Source organism: Thioalkalivibrio sp. XN8 (assembly GCF_011058255.1).
GTDB lineage: Bacteria > Pseudomonadota > Gammaproteobacteria > Steroidobacterales > XN24 > XN24.
Genome location: NZ_JAALFH010000019.1, coordinates 23,686 through 40,183, shown reverse-complemented (window position 1 = coordinate 40,183; position 16,498 = coordinate 23,686). Strand labels below are relative to the sequence as shown.

The 16,498-nt window shown below is 68.5% G+C and carries 15 protein-coding genes; 2 read left to right on the top strand and 13 right to left on the bottom strand.

What is annotated here, in order from left to right; translation table 11 throughout:
• Positions 1-25: 25 nt before the first annotated feature.
• On the top strand, positions 26-1,696 hold the full coding sequence (locus G6N75_RS02725) for a long-chain-fatty-acid--CoA ligase (RefSeq protein WP_165346535.1): 1,671 nt from the start codon (positions 26-28) through the stop codon (positions 1,694-1,696).
• Between the two features lie 23 nt (positions 1,697-1,719).
• Here the strand turns inward: G6N75_RS02725 and G6N75_RS02720 are convergent, their stop codons facing one another.
• Positions 1,720-2,970, bottom strand: a complete 1,251-nt coding sequence (locus tag G6N75_RS02720; protein WP_165346534.1) for a patatin-like phospholipase family protein — start codon at positions 2,968-2,970, stop codon at positions 1,720-1,722.
• Positions 2,971-2,973: 3 nt separating this feature from the next.
• The gene (locus G6N75_RS02715; RefSeq protein ID WP_165346533.1) at positions 2,974-3,441 is read right to left on the bottom strand and encodes a phasin family protein; all 468 of its coding nucleotides are present in this window, start codon (positions 3,439-3,441) and stop codon (positions 2,974-2,976) included.
• A gap of 134 nt (positions 3,442-3,575) precedes the next feature.
• Between G6N75_RS02715 and G6N75_RS02710 the strand changes: the two genes are divergently transcribed.
• Positions 3,576-4,322, top strand: coding sequence for a hypothetical protein (locus G6N75_RS02710; protein WP_165346532.1), 747 nt, complete (start codon positions 3,576-3,578; stop codon positions 4,320-4,322).
• A gap of 433 nt (positions 4,323-4,755) precedes the next feature.
• Here G6N75_RS02710 and hemE read toward each other — a convergent pair whose 3' ends face one another.
• The 11 genes from hemE to G6N75_RS02655 form a co-directional block, all read right to left on the bottom strand.
• Positions 4,756-5,823 (bottom strand): uroporphyrinogen decarboxylase, encoded by a 1,068-nt coding sequence (gene hemE, locus G6N75_RS02705; protein WP_165346531.1) that lies wholly within the window; start codon positions 5,821-5,823, stop codon positions 4,756-4,758.
• Positions 5,820-6,533, bottom strand: coding sequence for an orotidine-5'-phosphate decarboxylase (gene pyrF / locus G6N75_RS02700; RefSeq protein ID WP_165346530.1), 714 nt, complete (start codon positions 6,531-6,533; stop codon positions 5,820-5,822). Before pyrF ends, hemE begins: the two co-directional genes overlap by 4 nt.
• Positions 6,534-6,613: 80 nt before the next feature.
• Entirely contained in the window at positions 6,614-7,768 is a 1,155-nt protein-coding gene (locus G6N75_RS02695; protein ID WP_165346529.1) for a deoxyguanosinetriphosphate triphosphohydrolase, read from the bottom strand.
• Complete coding sequence (gene aroB / locus G6N75_RS02690) at positions 7,765-8,844, bottom strand: 3-dehydroquinate synthase (RefSeq protein ID WP_165346528.1); 1,080 nt, start codon at positions 8,842-8,844, stop codon at positions 7,765-7,767. The genes G6N75_RS02695 and aroB overlap by 4 nt, the downstream gene beginning before the upstream one ends.
• 8 nt (positions 8,845-8,852) lie before the next feature.
• On the bottom strand, positions 8,853-9,374 hold the full coding sequence (aroK, locus tag G6N75_RS02685; RefSeq protein WP_276611211.1) for a shikimate kinase AroK: 522 nt from the start codon (positions 9,372-9,374) through the stop codon (positions 8,853-8,855).
• Positions 9,375-9,453: 79 nt separating this feature from the next.
• Positions 9,454-11,454, bottom strand: a complete 2,001-nt coding sequence (locus G6N75_RS02680; protein ID WP_165346526.1) for an Ig-like domain-containing protein — start codon at positions 11,452-11,454, stop codon at positions 9,454-9,456.
• A gap of 19 nt (positions 11,455-11,473) precedes the next feature.
• Positions 11,474-13,630 (bottom strand): type IV pilus secretin PilQ, encoded by a 2,157-nt coding sequence (gene pilQ, locus G6N75_RS02675; RefSeq protein ID WP_165346525.1) that lies wholly within the window; start codon positions 13,628-13,630, stop codon positions 11,474-11,476.
• Between the two features lie 50 nt (positions 13,631-13,680).
• Positions 13,681-14,202 (bottom strand): pilus assembly protein PilP, encoded by a 522-nt coding sequence (locus G6N75_RS02670; protein ID WP_165346524.1) that lies wholly within the window; start codon positions 14,200-14,202, stop codon positions 13,681-13,683.
• Positions 14,199-14,813 carry a type 4a pilus biogenesis protein PilO gene (locus tag G6N75_RS02665; RefSeq protein WP_165346523.1) on the bottom strand — a complete coding sequence of 205 codons (615 nt, stop codon included), beginning with the start codon at positions 14,811-14,813 and terminating at the stop codon, positions 14,199-14,201. The genes G6N75_RS02670 and G6N75_RS02665 overlap by 4 nt, the downstream gene beginning before the upstream one ends.
• Position 14,814: 1 nt before the next feature.
• Entirely contained in the window at positions 14,815-15,396 is a 582-nt protein-coding gene (locus G6N75_RS02660; protein ID WP_165346522.1) for a PilN domain-containing protein, read from the bottom strand.
• Positions 15,396-16,457: a pilus assembly protein PilM gene (locus tag G6N75_RS02655; RefSeq protein ID WP_346765474.1), complete on the bottom strand. Its 1,062-nt coding sequence runs from the start codon at positions 16,455-16,457 to the stop codon at positions 15,396-15,398. Before G6N75_RS02655 ends, G6N75_RS02660 begins: the two co-directional genes overlap by 1 nt.
• Positions 16,458-16,498: the final 41 nt, after the last annotated feature.

Sequence of the window (16,498 nt, the reverse complement as noted above, 5' to 3'; positions counted from 1 at the left end):
AACCAGCGTAGTTACGGGGGGAGCTATGGAGAAGATCTGGCTGCAGGAATACCCGGAGGGCGTGCCCGCCGAAATCGACGTGAACGAGTTCCCCTCGCTGCGGGAGTTTCTCGAACAGTCCTTCAGCAAGTACAGCAGCCTGCCCGCGTTCACCAACATGGGCCACTCGATCAGCTTCGGCGAGCTGGACGAGATGTCGCGCTATCTCGGGGCCTGGCTGCAGAAGAACGCCGGCCTGGCCAAGGGCGACTGCGTCGCCGTCATGATGCCGAACGTCATCCAGTACGCGGTGGCCGTTGCCGCCATCCTGCGGGCCGGGCTGACGGTGACCAACGTCAACCCGCTGTACACCCCGCGCGAGCTGGAGCACCAGCTCAACGACTCCGGCGCCAAGGCCATCATCATGGTGGAGAACTTTGCCGCCACCCTGCAGAAGGTGCGCCACAAGACGCCGGTCAAGACCGTGGTCGTGACGGGCATCGGCGACATGCTGGCCGTGCCGAAGCGCCACCTCGTCAACTTCGTCATCCGCAAGGTGAAGAAGATGGTCCCGGCCTGGGACATCCCGGACGCCGTGCCCTTCCACAAGGCCCTCAAGGAGGGCAAGTGGCAGACCATGGACACGCCGCCGCTGGGCCACGACGACATCGCCTTCCTGCAGTACACGGGCGGCACCACGGGCGTGGCCAAGGGCGCCATGCTCACGCACCGGAACATCATCGCCAACCTGCTGCAGGCGCGCGCCTGGCTGAGCGTCACCGTGGTCGAGGGCCAGTCGGTGGTGGTCACGCCGCTGCCGCTGTACCACATCTTCTCGCTGACGGCGAACTTCTTCGTCTTCACGCTGATGGGCGGGAACAACATCCTGATCACCAATCCGCGCGACCTGCCGGCTTTCGTCAAGGAACTGAAGAAGCACCGGTTCACCTTCATGACCGGCGTCAACACCCTGTTCAACGGCCTGCTCAACACGCCGGGCTTCGACGAGGTCGACTTCAGCCACCTCCGGGTGACCCTCGGCGGCGGGATGGCCGTGCAGGCCGCGGTCGCCGAGCGCTGGCAGCAGGTCACCGGCAAACCCCTCATCCAGGCCTACGGCCTCACGGAAACCTCCCCGGCCGCCTCGATCAACCCGCTGACCCAGAAAGAGTTCAACGGCTCGATCGGCGTGCCGATCTCCTCGACCGAGTTCAGCATCCGCGACGAGGACGGCAAGGAACTCGGCATCGGGGCCGTGGGCGAGATCTGCATCCGCGGGCCGCAGGTGATGGCCGGCTACTGGAAACGCCCCGACGAGACCGAGAAAGTCATGCTCGAGGGCGGCTGGTTCCGCAGCGGCGACATGGGCCGCATGGACGAGCGCGGCTACATTTTCATCGAGGACCGGAAGAAGGACATGATCCTGGTCTCCGGTTTCAACGTGTACCCGAACGAGGTCGAAGGCGTGGCCGTGACCCATCCGGCCGTGCTCGAGGCAGCGGCGGTCGGCATCCCGGACGAGAAGTCCGGCGAGATGGTGAAGCTGTTCGTGGTCTGCCGCGAAGGCCAGAGCGTGTCCGAGAAGGAGCTGATCGACTTCTGCCGCCAGAGCCTCACCGGCTACAAGGTCCCGCGCAAGGTCGAGTTCCGCCAGGAGCTGCCCAAGACCAACGTCGGCAAGATCCTGCGCCGCGCGCTGCGCGACGGGGGGAGCTGACCCCCCCGGTTGCGCCCTGGCGGTCAGTGGCTGGGGCGAACGAGGACCTCGAGCCGGTCCAGCAGGCCGTCCAGGCGGTTGGTGGCCCGGTTCTTGTAGTGGCCCAGCCGCATCGGATCCGGCCGGCGCGACAGTGCGCTGGAGAAGTGCCGGTCGCCGTCCTGCAGGATCGCCTCGTTGATGACTACCCCGTGGCGCTTCAGGATCGGCGTCAGCTTCCGGCGACGCGCCCACAGGTCCCGGCGCGTGGTGCGGTAGGCGTGCTGGCAGACCATCTCCCGGTTGGCGTAGCTGAAGACGTTGGCGAAGAACATCTTCGAGTCGCCCGTGTCCGGCTCGAACAGCACCACGTCCCGGTCGACGTAACTGGTCTCGTACTTGGCCATCCCGACGATCATCCGCGAGTGGATCAGCGCGCGGAAGGTCTGTGACAGCACGACCGGGAGGCCGCCCTCCACCAGGGAGTCGTGTCGCTTGTCATGGCCGGGCGGCGCCGCGCTGGCGTCGAAGGGGACGATGGGGTTGACGCAGAACAGCAGGTCCACGCCCTCGTCCAGCGCAGACGAGGCATGCAGGGTGCGCTTCAGGCCGCCGTCCACGAAGTAGCGGTCGCCGATGAGCACCGGGGGATACAGTCCCGGCAGCGCCGTGCTGGCCTGCACCGCCTTGGAGATCGGCACGTCGTCGTGGCCGGGCGAACCGAAGCGCACGGCCTCCCCCGTGTCGAGGTCGACGCCCACCACCAGGAGCTGGCTCTGCAGCTCGCGGAAATCGTTGGTCATGCCGCGATTGCTGAACAGGTCGGCGAGGAAGCTCTCGATCGGCTGGTTGTCGAACACCGCGGTGGGAATGGCCCGGGTGAGGCCGCTGAGCGACTCCAGCAGCCCGCGCGCCTGCGGGTTGCGGGCGAAATCCCAGAGTCCCTCGGCCAGCAGCTTCGGCAGCTGCGAGCTCCGGCGCAGGTACTCCGGGAAGTTGGGCTTCAGGAACAGGGCCGGATCGAAGCGCTGGGGCCGGCCGCGGCGGCTGACCAGCAGTCGGCCCATTTCCTCGACCGTGATGCCGTTCGCCAGGGTGGAGGCGACGAAAGAGCCGGCCGACACGCCCACGTATACATCGACGTCGGCAAAATCGAGGCCGTCGATGGCCTCGTTCAGGGCCAGCAGGGCGCCGATCTCGTAAATGCCGCCCAGCGGGCCGCCGCCGGCCAGGGCCAGGCCGATCTTCGGGCCGGCTTTCTTGGCCGAGAGATGGGTCTGCTGGGTCTGGAGCATGCGTCAGCCGCCGGCTTTCTTGCGCCGCGCCCGCGTCGCCGGCGCAGCCTTCTTCGCTGCCACCCGGCGGGCCCGGGGCGGAGGCTTCTTCGGCGCGGCGGCCGCGGCCGCACGCTGCTCGAGCGCGATCACCGCCTGCTGCAGGTCCGCAACCCGCTGGTTGAGTTCCTTCACATCCCGCGCGGTCGGAATCTGCAGCCCGTTCAGCGCCCGGGCCACGCGATGCACGAAGGCCGTCTCGAATCGCTCCCAGGCCTCCGTCGCACTGTTGCGCGCCTCGAATACGCGGCTCTTGGCCTCGCGGTCGAGGCTCCCGCCGAGCTTTGCCAGGCTACCGAAAAGGAAGCTGCCGCCGGCCCCGGCGCGGGAATACGCCCCCCGCCCGACCTGCCGCACCTGTCGCGCCGAACCCCTCACCAGCCTTGTGAGCTGGTTGTCGGTGAGCGGGCTCGAGCCGTTCTGCTTTGCCATGACCATGCCTCAAACGCTCGTTTGATACTTGGAGCATACCACCCCTGCTAACGATGTCACAGGCATCCGAAGGTATAGGGTGCATCCGTCACAACACGAGCAAAATCACCGGCCTGGCTCTACAATGCGGGGCAATGAGCAGCGCAAAAAGGGACGCCGGGGCCCGGCGGCTGGCCGAGCAGCTGGAGCGCAGCCGGCTGGCCCGCCTGCGGCAGTACGACGAGCAGGGAATGCGCCCGGAGTGCCGCACGCTGGCGGCCTGGCAGGCCGCGCGCCTCCGCCACACCTACCACGACCTGCTGGAGACCTCGCGTTACCGCAAGGCGGTCGAGTTCTTCCTCAACGACCTTTACGGGGACAAGGACTTCTCCTCCCGGGACGAAGGCGTCGAGCGCGTCTATCCCATCATGGCGCGGGTGATGCCCGGGCCGGCGCTGATGACCATCAGCATCGGCATCGAGCTGCACGCCATCAGCCAGGAACTCGATCTCGACATGGTCGCCATGATCTGGGGCGAGATGGAACTGCAGGGCGAGCTCGACGCCGCCACCTACGCCGAGGCTTACCGGCGCTGCGGGAATCTCGACCAGCGCCGCCGCCAGATCAGCATCGTGCGCGAAGTCGGCCAGTCGCTGGACGCGATCGTGTTCAAGCCCTTCATCTACAGCGCGGTGAAGCTGGCCCACGGCCCGGCGCAGATGGCGGGCCTCCTCGACCTGCACATGTTCATCGAGCGCGGCTTCGTCGCCTTCCGCGCCATGAAAGGCTCCGAGGAGTTCATCGACACCATCGTCACGCGCGAGACGGCCATCATGGAGGCGATCCTCGCCGAGGAGCCCGTCGCTGCCTGGGCGCCGCCCGGGGATCCGGCGCACGGCTGACCGGCCTCAGCGCCGGCCGGTTGGTTGGTCCTGAAGACCTGCCCCGCGGCTGGCCATGGCAGGGTCCTGCTCGCTTGGAAATCTGATGCCGCTCGCAGGACCCTGCCATACCCAGCCGCTGTGAAGGTGGCAGCACCGACGCCCGGGCGCGCCCGAGCCAGCGCGCCACCGGAACCACCGCGTCGGCGAGGGCCGGACCGCACGTGCTTCGCCGATGTCCGCCACCGTCCTCGCCGGGTCGGCACCGGGCTGGAGGCTGGGCTGCGCCCGCGGGGTTGACGGGTTGCCGGGGCAGCGGCCGGGGCATTGCAGGGTCCCCTGAGCGGCATCAGATTTCCAAGCGAAGGGGACCCTGCAATGCCCCGAGCCGCGGTCAGGTAAGGCCGGCATGGCCAGCCGGCGGACAGGTTCTTAGGCGGGACGGCCGGACCGGTCAGGTGTGGTAGGCCGGGCTCAGCTCGACGACCGCCTCGATCATCGCCCCGGCATGCTCCGGCTTCACCTCCGGGTGAATGCCGTGGCCGAGGTTGAAGACGTGGCCGGAACCGTGGCCGAAGCTCTCGAGCACCTGGCGCACTTCCTCGCGGATGACCTCGGGCGAGGCGTACAGCACGGCGGGGTCCAGGTTGCCCTGCAGGGCGACCCGGTCACCGACCTTCGCCCGCGCCTCGGACAGGTCGGTGGTCCAGTCGACGCCGAGGCCGTCGCAGCCGGTATCCGCCATGACCTCGAGCCAGGGCCCGCCGCCCTTGGTGAACAGCACGACCGGCACCTTGCGGCCGTCGGCGACGCGCGTGAGGCTGTCGACGATGCGCTGCATGTAGGCCAGCGAGAACTCCAGGTAGGTTTTCGGCGTGAGGATGCTGCCCCAGGTGTCGAACACCATCACGGCCTGGGCGCCCGCGGCGACCTGGGCGTTGAGATAGTGCAGCGTCGTGAGGGTGACGCGGTCGAGCAGGCTGCGCAGCAGGTCCGGCCGGTCGTAGAGCATGCCCTTGATGCGGCTGAAGTTCTTGCTGGTGCCGCCCTCGACCATGTAGGTCGCCACGGTCCAGGGGCTGCCGGCGAAGCCGATCAGCGGCACCCGGCCGTCGAGTTCGCGCCTGATGGTGCGGACCGCATCCATGACGTAGCGGAGCTCGTCCTCGGGATCGGGGCTGGCCAAGGCCTCGACATCCGCCTGGCTGTTGATGGTGCGCGTGAAGCGGGGGCCTTCGCCCGCCTCGAAGTGGAGGCCGAGGCCCATGGCATCGGGCACGGTGAGGATGTCGGAGAACAGGATCGCCGCATCCAGCGGATAGCGTTCCAGCGGCTGCAGCGTCACCTCGCAGGCGAGATCGGGCGCCTGGCACAGCTGCATGAAGCTGCCGGCCCTGGCGCGGGTGGCGCGGTACTCGGGCAGGTAACGCCCGGCCTGGCGCATCATCCACACCGGGGTGCGGTCCACGGGCTCACGCGCCAGCGCACGGAGGAATCGGTCGTTCTTGAGTTCTGCAGTCATGCGCTTACCGCCTTTGCAATGCTCGCCTGGATGGCCTCTGCCGCTGCCTTCGGATCGGCGGCGTCCCGGATCGGACGCCCCACCACGATATAGTCCGCGCCCAGCGCGAACGCCTGGTCGACGGTGACGACGCGCTTCTGGTCGTCGACGGGCCGGTTCTCCACCGGCCGGATGCCCGGGGTCACGACCATCAGGCGCGGGCCGAGGTGCTCGCGCAGGCGGGCGGCCTCGAGGCCCGAGGACACCACGCCGTCGCAGCCGGCCTCGAGCGCCCGCCGGGCCCGCGACAGTACGAGTTCGGGCACGTCGCACTGGAAGCCCATGTCCTCGAGGTCGCCGCGGTCGAGGCTGGTCAGCGCCGTGACCGCCAGCACCTTCACGTCATCCTTGGCCGCCGCGGCCGCCTCCATGATCCCCTGGTTGCCGTGCACGGTGCAGAAGGTGACGCCGCGGTCGTTCAGGCGCGCCACGGCGCGGCCCACGGTGGCGGGCACGTCGAAGAACTTGAGGTCGACGAAGATGCGCTTGTCGCGCGCTGCCAGCCAGTCCAGGAGCTCGAAGTAACCGCCGGCCATCAGCAGCTCCAGGCCGATCTTGTAGAAACGGACGGCGTCGCCGAGCTGCGCCACCAGCGCGCGCGCCCGGTCGGCATCAGGGACGTCGAGGGCGAAAATCAGCCGTTCCTCGGCGGGGATGTTCTTGTCGGTCATCGGTGTTCCGGCCTGGTGTTCGGCCCGCGATTCTAGCACTGACCGGCCAGCGGCCAGTGTCCGTGAAGCCCGCAGTCTGCTCAGGTCCTGGCCCTGGGATCGAACAGCCGCCCGTACTCGACGATGGCGAAGCGATCGGTCATGCCGGCGATGTAGTCGGCGACGGCCCGGGCCCGGCCGGCCGGGCCCTGGGCCGCTTCCTTGCGCTCCGCCTCGCGGGCATGGTCCGCGGGCAGCAGCCGCGGCTCATCCATGAAGGCCTGGAACAACTCGGTCACGGTGCGCTGGGCCTTGGTGGTCATGCGGATGACCCGGTTGTGGCGGTACAGGCGGAGGCGCAGGAAGCGCTTCAGGGCGGCATGCGCCTCGCCCACCTCGGGCGTGAACTGCACCAGGCGCCGCCCGGCGTGGCGCACGTCCGCCGCGGAGGCGGGACCGGCGTCCTCGAGCGCGGCGCGTGAGCCTTCGACGAGATCCTCGACCACCCGGCCGATCATCCGCCGCACGATCTCGTGCACCAGGCGCCGCCCGGCGAGGTCCGGCCACCGGGCGCGCACCGCGTCGTGCTGCTCGCGGAACAGCTCCGCCTCGCGCAACTCGTCGATGTCGAGCAGGCCGGCCCGCAAGCCGTCGTCGACATCGTGGTTGTTGTAGGCGATCTCGTCGGCGAGGTTCGTCAGCTGCGCCTCGAGGCTGGGCTGGTGGCCCTCGAGGAAGCGGCGCCCGAGGTCTCCGAGCGCGCGGGCATTGCGCTGCGAGCAGTGCTTGAGGATCCCCTCGCGGGTCTCGAACATCAGGTTCAGCCCGGGGAACTCGGCGTACTTCTCCTCCAGCTCGTCGACCACGCGCAGCGACTGGAGGTTGTGCTCGAAGCCGCCGTATTCGGCCATGCAGCGGTTCAGTGCTTCCTGGCCGGCGTGGCCGAAGGGCGTGTGGCCGAGATCGTGCGCCAGGCAGATCGCCTCGGTGAGATAGACGTTCAGGCCCAGCGCGCCCGCCACGGTGCGGGCGATCTGCGCCACTTCCAGCGAGTGCGTCAGGCGCGTGCGGTACAGGTCGCCCTCGTGGTTGACGAAGACCTGGGTCTTGTACACGAGGCGGCGGAAGGCCGTGGAATGGATGACGCGGTCGCGGTCACGGTGATACTCGCCCCGGTAGCGCGGCGGTTGTTCCGGGTGGCGCCGCCCCCGCGATTCGTTCTCGCGGGTGGCCCAGGGCGCCAGCGCTTCGCTCACGGGCCGTCTGCCAGCGCCAGCACGGCATCGAGCTCGGCGTCCGGCACGTCGGCCACCACCCGGCTCGAACCCAGTGCGTCCGGCAGCACCAGCCGCAGCTTGCCGCCGGCGATCTTCTTGTCGAGGGCCATCAGCGACTTCATCCGCGCCGCACCGATCGGCGGCGGGCGGGTCGGCAGCTCGGCCGCCGTGAGCAGGGCCTCCACGCGCGCCACCAGCGCCCGGTCCACCAGCCCCAGCCGCGCGGCCAGCTCCGTGGCCATCACCAGGCCCGCGGCGACGGCGTCGCCATGCAGCCAGGAACCCATGGCGATGCCGGTTTCGATCGCGTGCGCGAAAGTGTGGCCGAGGTTCAGCAGCGCGCGCCGCCCGGCTTCCCGCTCGTCCTCGGCGACGATCGTGGCTTTCAGGGCGCAGCACCAGTAGGTGGCCCGCTCCAGCGTGTCGGGGTCGCGATCGAGCACGGCGTCGAGATTGTCCTCGAGCCACTCGAACAGGCCGGCGTCGAGCCCGAGGCCGTATTTCACGACCTCGCCCAGGCCGGCGCAGTATTCTTTCCGGCCGAGCGTGCTGAGGGTGTTCGTATCGATGACCACCGCGTTCGGCTGGTGAAAGGCGCCGACCAGGTTCTTGCCGGCCGGGATGTTCACCGCGGTCTTGCCGCCGACCGCAGCATCGACCTGCGCCAGCAGGGTGGTCGGCAGCTGGATGAAGCCCACGCCGCGCTGCCAGCAGGCAGCCGCGAAACCCGCGATGTCGCCCACCACGCCGCCGCCGAGGGCGAGCACCGTGACATCGCGGTTGAAATGATTCTCCGCCAGCACGTCGAAGACCACGCTGAGCGTCTCGAGGTTCTTCTCGCTTTCGCCCGGCGGGATCAGGTGCACGGCAACGTCGTATTCGGCGAGCGCCGTCTGCAGGGGCTTGAGCCACAGCGGCGCGACGTTGTGATCGCTCAGGATGAATACCTGGCGCCCGTCGAGGTACGGCGCGAGCAGGTCTTCCTGGCCGAGCACACCGCGGCCGATGAGCACCGGGTAAGACCTGGGTCCAAGGGGCACGTTCAGGGCATGCATCGCTGGTCTCAGTGATTACCGTCGTGTTCCGCCAGCCAGCGGCGGATTTCCTGTGCAACCTCTTTCACCATGCGGCCGTCAGTGGGGACCACCAGCGCCGCCAGCTCCCGGTATAGCGGCTCCCGCTCCTGCAGCAAAGTGGCGAGGCGCGCGGCCGGGTCCGGGGCGTCGAGCAACGGCCGGTTAGTGGAAAGCCGGGTCCGCTCCAGCTGCTGCTCGACGGAGGCCTCAAGGTATACGACCAGGCCGCTCGATGCCAGCGCGGCACGGTTCTCCGGGTCGACCACGGCCCCGCCGCCCGTGGCCAGCACGATGCCCTCGCGGCCGGCGAGCTCGGCAATCATTTCCCGCTCCCGGCGCCGGAACCCCGCCTCGCCCTCCTTCTCGAAAATGAAGGACACGTCCACGCCGGTGCGGTGCTCGATCTCGGCGTCGCTGTCGAAGAAATCCCGGTGCAGCAGGCGCGCCAGCTGGCGGCCCACCGCGCTCTTGCCGGCGCCCATGGGTCCGACGAGGATAATGTTCGGCAGGCTCACGTCGCTGGGTTCACGCATAAAAAACGGGGCCGGCAAACGCCGGCCCCGCAATCATAACCGCACTACGCGCCGGCTAGTCGAGGGTCCGGCATCCCAGCGGCCGGCCCCCGCCGAAACCGAGCTCGGCGAGTCGGGCCTGGCTCTGCGGGTACAGCAACCCCTCGTCGGTCGGATCGGGCGTGGTATCGAGGTTGTCGGGGTACGTCGGGTGACCCGGGTCGCCGCCGAAGCGGCTCACCCCGCCGCCCGGCGGGCTCTGGTTGATGTTGGCGTCCGCGGCCGTGATCTCCAGCGCATGGTCCGTCGTGTCCTCGAACTCGGTGCCCTGGACGGCGGCGCGCGCGGTCAGCGTGACCGTGACCCAGTTGCCGAATTCCTGCGCGTAGCTGATGCGGAACACGGCGATTCCCGAGGCGTCGGTCAGGACCTCGCCCGGCGACACCGAGACCACGTTGCCCGCGTCGATCGAGCCGGAAGAGTTGAAGTCCTCTTCGACGGAGGCGTCGAGCTGGCCGTTGGCGTTGAAGTCCTCGTCCGGGCAGCGCAGGGGCGGCACGGGATCGCCGAAGACATCGTAGCCGCCGATCGGCACCCAGCGGTCGTTGGCGCCCGCAATGTAGAAGCCCTTGCGGTAAAGCTTCGAGCGCACCGAGAGCTGCACGGGGGCGTTGGCCACGCCGACGCCCTGGCTGTCGGTCACCTGGACCACGAACTCGCGCTCATAGATCGCCGTATTCGGCTCGAACAGCTCGTTGCCGGTGCCGATGCTGATGTCGACCTCGCGGCGCGCCACGGTGAGACCCACGGTACTCGTCAGCGTGGGGTCGGCCTGCACGATGGCAGTGATGATGACGTCCTGGCTGCCGCTGATGGTGCTGCCGCCGGTGTAGACCGTCTGGGCGGTGCCGGCGCTGCCCGTCACGGCGCTGCCGACGGACAGGTTGCCGCCGGTGACGTCGGTCAGCTGGAACAGCACGGCCTGGTTCTTGACCGGGTTGCCGGCGGGATCGCGCACGGTCGCCAGGATCGTGCTCTGCTCGCCCGGTCCCACGGTGAAGCGGCTGGCCTGCACGACGATCGAGGCCGGCGTGGTGGCGACGAACTCGATGCTGCGCTGGGTCACCGGGCCGCCGGCGCCGACCCGTGCGGTCAGCGTGGCCGGGCCGGCGGTGGTCGAACTCGCGGTGATCGTGGCGCGACCGCTGGCGTCCAGGGGCGCCGACAGCGCACTCAGGGTGCCGCGCGTGGTGCTGAAGTCCACCGTGCCGGACTGCGGGCTGCCGCCGACGAGCCATTCGACGGTCACCGGCTGCGCGGTGCCAAGAGCGATCTCCGCGCCGCCGGCCGGCTCGATGAACACCAGGCTGTCGTCGGCGCTGACCGCCAGCGGCGCGCTGGCCACCAGGCCGAGGGCGCTGGCGGACAAGGTGTCGTCGCCGCCCTGGGTGCCGGTCACGGTGAAATTCACGTCGCCCTGGCTGTTGGTCAGCAGGGTGTCGGAGGAGAGCGTGTTGCCGGCCTCGGACGCGATCGTTACCGTCCGCCCGCCGATGCCCTGGCCGGCGGAATTCTGCAGCCGGGCTGTGAACGGCACCTCGTCGCCCTGGACCACGTTGTCCGGGCCTTCCAGCACGAGGGTCGTGCCGGTGACGTTGACCACCACGGAATCGGTCAGGGTGCCGGTGGTCGCGGTGACGGTGATGGGGCGATTGGTCGGGTCGCCGCCGGTCGTGAGCTCGCCGCGCGGAATACTGCTGTCCCCCTCGGGCGGCAGGACCCGCAGCAGGCCCGAGTCCGCCGAGAAAGTGACCTGGGCGTCGTCGACGATGTTGTTGTTCTGGTCGCGGATCAGGGCCGAGAGCACCACCGGCGTGCTGCCGTCCGACGGCAGCAGGTTGCTGCTGGCGATCAGCGAGATGCTGGCCACGGGGACCGTCGGCGTGCCGCCGCCCGGCGGGTCAGGCTCGACGATGGTCGACTCGCTCCCGCAGGCCACCAGGAAGAAGGCCGCCAGGATCCCGGGCAATCCGAGGAACCGGCGCGTGAACTTGTTGCTGGGCATGAGGGCTTTCACTCGCATCAACTCCCGGGATTCAGTAGATGTTGCTGCCTTCGCGCAGGATCTTGGGCGTTACGAAGATCAGCAGCTCGCGCTTGTTCGACACCTTGTTGGTGCGCTTGAAGAGGTTGCCGACGAACGGGATGTCGCCCAGCACCGGCACCTTGTCTTCGGCGTCCCGCCGCTCGGTCTCGAAGATGCCGCCGAGGACCACCGTGTCGCCGTCGTTCACCAGGACCTGCGTCATGATGCGGCGGGTGTCGATGCTGGGCACCAGCCCGCCGGTGGCGCTGGGCACGAACTCGCCGACCGTGTCCTGCGTCACCTCGAGGTCGATGATGATGCGATCGTCCGGCGTGATCTGGGGCGTCACGGTCAGGCTGAGCACCGCCTTCTTGAACTGGGTCGCGGTCGCGCCGCTGGAGGCCGACTCCTGGTAGGGAATCTCGACACCCTGTTCGATCTGGGCTTCCTTCTGGTTCGCCGTGATCACCCGCGGGCTCGACACGATCTCGCCGCGGCCCTCGGCCTGGGCGGCGGAGAGCTCGAGGTCGACCAGGTAATCGGAGCCGAGGATCGCCATGCCGATGCGGCTGGTGGCCTCGCTGACCGGCAGGTTGACGTTGTAGCGGTCGTCCAGGCCGGGCAGCTGCACCGGGAAGGCGGAGCCGGTCTGGTTGAGGTTGTCCAGCGCGGAGCTGGTGATGGTGTCGGTGCCCGTGCCCGAACCGGTGACGGAGATGACGCCGTCGGAACCGTTCTCGCGCACGAAGGTGGCGCCCATGCGCACGCCCAGCTCGCGGCTGAAGTCGTCGTTGGCCACCACGATGCGGGACTCGATCAGCACCTGGCGGACCGGGATGTCGAGCGCCGCGACCAGGCGGCGGATGTCCGCGATGCGCTCGGCCGTGTCGTACACCAGCAGCGTGTTGGTGCGCTCGTCGATGCTGACGCGGCCGCGGTCGGACAGCAGCGAGCCTTCGCCGCCGCCGTCGCTGATCAGGTTGGCCAGGTCGGCGGCTTTGGCGTAGTTGACCTGCAGGAACTCGCTGCGCAGCGGCGACAGCTCCTGGATCTCCTGCTTCGACTCGAGCTCCTGGCGCTCGCGGGCGGCGATCTCGGGCGCCGGCGCGACCAGGATGACGTTGCCGACCTGCCTCATGTCGAGACCCTTGGTGGCCAGGATGATGTCCAGCGCCTGGTCCCACGGGACGTTGTCGAGGCGGAGCGTGACGTTGCCGGCGACCGAGTCGCTGACCACCATGTTCAGGCCGCTGGTTTCGGCCAGCAGCTGGAGCACGGCCCGGACTTCGATGTCCTGGAAGTTCAGGGTGAGGCGCTCGCCGGCGTACTGCTTGCGCTCGTCGAACACGCCGAACTCGGTCGGATCCTGCCGCTCGACGGCGCGGAACTCGATGTTGAGCTGGTTATCGGCCTGGTAGGCCAGCCGCTCGTAGTCGCCGGCGACCTGGATCACCAGGCGCGCGCCGCCCGGGAAGCGGATGCTGTCGATAGCCTGCACCGGGGTCGCAAAGTCCAGCACGTCGAGGCTGCGCAGCAGCTCGTCGGGAAGGGTGGCGTTGCGGAGCTCGACCACGGTCCGGTCGAGGTCCTCGCGGATATCGACCCCGATGGACGGGTCGCTCAGCGACACGATGACCCGCCCGGCGCCGTCGGCGCCGCGGCGGAAGTCGATGTCGGTGATGCGTCCCCGGGCCGCTTCGGCCGCCGCGACCGCACCGGATGCCTGGCCGAAGGCGCTGGCACGGGCCGGGCTCGCGGCCTGGCCGGCTTCGCCCAGCGTCACGCTGATGCGGTTGCCCTCCACGGTGGTTTCGTAGGGCACCATCACATCCAGGTTGAGCACCACGCGGGTGCGGCCCTGGGCCTCCGCGAGCATGATCGTATCCAGCGCGCCGCGCTTGATCTCGCGGCGACGCTCGGCCGAACCGAGACTGACCCCGGGCAGGTCGAGCGAAATCCGGGCCGGTTCCTCGATGGTGAAGGACAAGGGCTCCGGGGCCGGGCCGCTGGTCGTCATCACGAGCACCAGGCGGTTGCCCGGCAGCGTGCTGACCTCGAGATCGGTGAGTTGCAGCTCCTGGGCCTGGGCCGCAGCGGTCAGCCATAACAAGGGCAGCGCAGCGAGTGCCCACCATGTACGGCGCGACCTCGCCGGGGCTGCGTCCATCCTGTTGCTCCGCCTGTGATCGCGCATCATGAGTACCTTCTCCCCGAAATTCATGTCTCACCCAGCCCGATGGTGGCCGCGCGCTCGGTGTATCCGCCGAGACCATCCGGCACGATTTCCAGCAGCTGGATGGCCGATTCGGTGATTGAAATGATCCGGCCGTCGTTCTGGCCGACGTAATTGCCCACCACTACCCTGTGAATGAGCTTGTCACTGGTCTGGACCAGCCCGAAGAGCTGCCCGTCCTTGTAAAGCGTTCCCACCATCCGGAAGGTGTCCAGCGGGAAACCTTCCAGGTACTCCCGCTTGCGGGTCGCATCCGGGCGCACGCCGCCGTCGTCGCGGCCCGCGGCCGGCAGGTCGGGCACGAAGGGCGAGCGGGCGTCGACACGCTCGTAGGCCACGGTCTCGTAGGTCGTGATCTGGGGCAGGGGCTCGATCGCCCCGCCCGGGCGCGCATTGACCTGGGCGATGTACTGGTCGAGATCGGACATGCTGCGCGCGCAGCCTGAGGTGGTTGCCACCGTGAGCGCCAGCGCCAGGATCAGCAGGATCTTGTTGGAATTCGTCATTGGCCGCCGCCCTCGTGCTCGAGATAGCGGTAGGTCTTCGCCGTGACGTCCATCACCAGCCGCCCGCTGCTTTGGCCATCCCGCTGCTGCTCAGGGCGCAGGGTGATGTCGTGCAGGGTCACGATACGCGGCAGGCCCACGACGCCGCTGACGAAGTTACCGAGCTCGTGGTATGTGCCGACCACCTGCATCCTGATGGGAAGCTCGCTGTAGGCCTCGTGGCTGACTTCGCTCAGGGGCTGGAACAGCCGCTCCTCGAGCCCCGCCGCCAGGCCGGTCTGGGAGATGTCCACCAGCAGGCTCGGCACCTCGGTCTCGCCCGGGAGCTGGCGCAGCATGGCGCCGAAGGTCTGCTCCACCTCGGCCAGCTGGGCCTGGTAGGCCTCGAGGTTGGCGGCGAGTTCCTGGCGACTCTCGAAAGTCGCGCGCAGATCGATCTCCTGGCGCTCCACCTGCTCCAGCTGCGGAACCTTGTTGCGCCAGACGAAGTAATAGGTGCCGCCGACGGCGACCAGCACGAAGATCATGCCGACCGCGACCGCGTGGAACAGCAGCGGCCAGCGGCCGACGTCCTTGAAGTCCAGGGTGCGGAGCTGCTCGAGGTAATTCATCTCACTCGCCCCCCTCATCCGTGGTGCTCAGCTGCTGGGCCGCGAGGGCGAACTGGGCCCGGCGGCCGATGGCCGGCTGCGTCTCGCCCCGCTGCTCCTGGCCGGACTGCACGACCTCGAGCACGGGATTGCCCAGGTACGGGGAACCGGCGATGTTGCGCATCAGCGCGGAGACGCGGGTGCTCGACTCCGCGACGCCCCGGAACAGCAAGTTGCGCCCGTTCTGCGTGAACTCGGTCAGGTAGACGCCTTCGGGCATCACCGCCACGAGCTGATCGAAGAGATAAACGGCCTCCGGCCGGGCCCGCTGCAGGTCGTCGATCGCCGCCATGCGGGCCAGCAGCCGCTCTTTGCGCAGGCGCAGGTCCCGGATCTCCTTGATCTGGTTGTCGAGGCGCGCAATCTCCTGCTCAAGGCGCTGGTTGCGCGCCTTCTGGTAGTCGATCCGTCCCTGCAGGTAGATGTTCACCAGCAACATGATGAGCGCACCCAACAGCACCGCGGCGATCGAGGCCACCGCGAAGTTCTTCTGGCGTTCCTTGCGCTGTTCGGCGCGCCAGGGCAACAGGTTAATGCGCGGCATCAGTCAAAGCTCCTCAGCGCCAGCCCGCAAGCCGTCAGCAAGGCGGTGGCGTCCTTCATCACGCCCTGGGAGCGAGCCCGGGAAGAAATCTTCATCATGCCCAGCGGGTTGCCGACCTGGGTCGGGATGCCGACCCGGCTGCCGATCACGTCGGCGACGCCCGGGATGTTCGCGCAGCCGCCACAGATAAGGATCTGCTCGGGCTGTTCGCGGTTCGTGCCGGAGGCAAGGAAGAACTGCAGCGACCGACTGACCTGCTGGGTCATGTCGTCGATAAAGGGCTCGAGAATCTCGGGCTCGTAATTGCTGGGCAAGCCGCCTTCCTTCTTGGCCCGGCCGGCTTCTTCCAGCGTCAGGCCGTAGGTGCGCATGATCTCCTCGGTGAGCTGCTGCCCGCCGAAGGCGAAATCGCGGGTGTAGGTTACGCGCAGGTCGCGCAGCACGCTGAAGGTGGTGCTGCTGGCGCCGAAATCCATCACCGCGATGTTGTGACCCATGCCTTCCTCGGGCATCTGGTGGCGCAACAACTGGCACGCATTCTCGACCGTGAAGGCCTCGACGTCGACGATCACCGCCTTGAGGCCCGCGGCTTCCACGGCGGCCTGGCGCTGCTCGACGTTTTCGGTCCGGGTCGCCACCAGCAGCACGTCGAGCATGTCCGGGTCGTGCTCGGTCGGGCCGACGACCTCGAAGTCGTAGCTGACTTCTTCCATCGGGAAGGGGATGTACTGGTCGGCCTGCAGCGCGACCTGGCCCTCGAGTTCGCTCTCGCTGAAGCTCGCGGGCAGCTGGATGATCTTGGTGATGGCGGCGTCGCCGCTGATCGCGACGGCTGCGTCGCGGGAGCGCGCGCCCGAGCGCTTGACGGCGCGCCGCACGGCCTCGCCAACGACCTGGGCGTCGACGATGGCTTTCTCGTTGACGGCGTTGAGCGGGGTCGCCTCGGCGGCAAAGGCCTCGACCCGGTAGGTTTCCCCGGACTTCGACAGCTCGATCAGCTTCACTGAGGAAGTCGTGATGTCCAGCCCCAGCAAGGGCTTGGCGGATCTCCGGAACAGCACTTTAAATTTCCTTTTGCATCCGGGGCTTGGAAAGCGAAGAT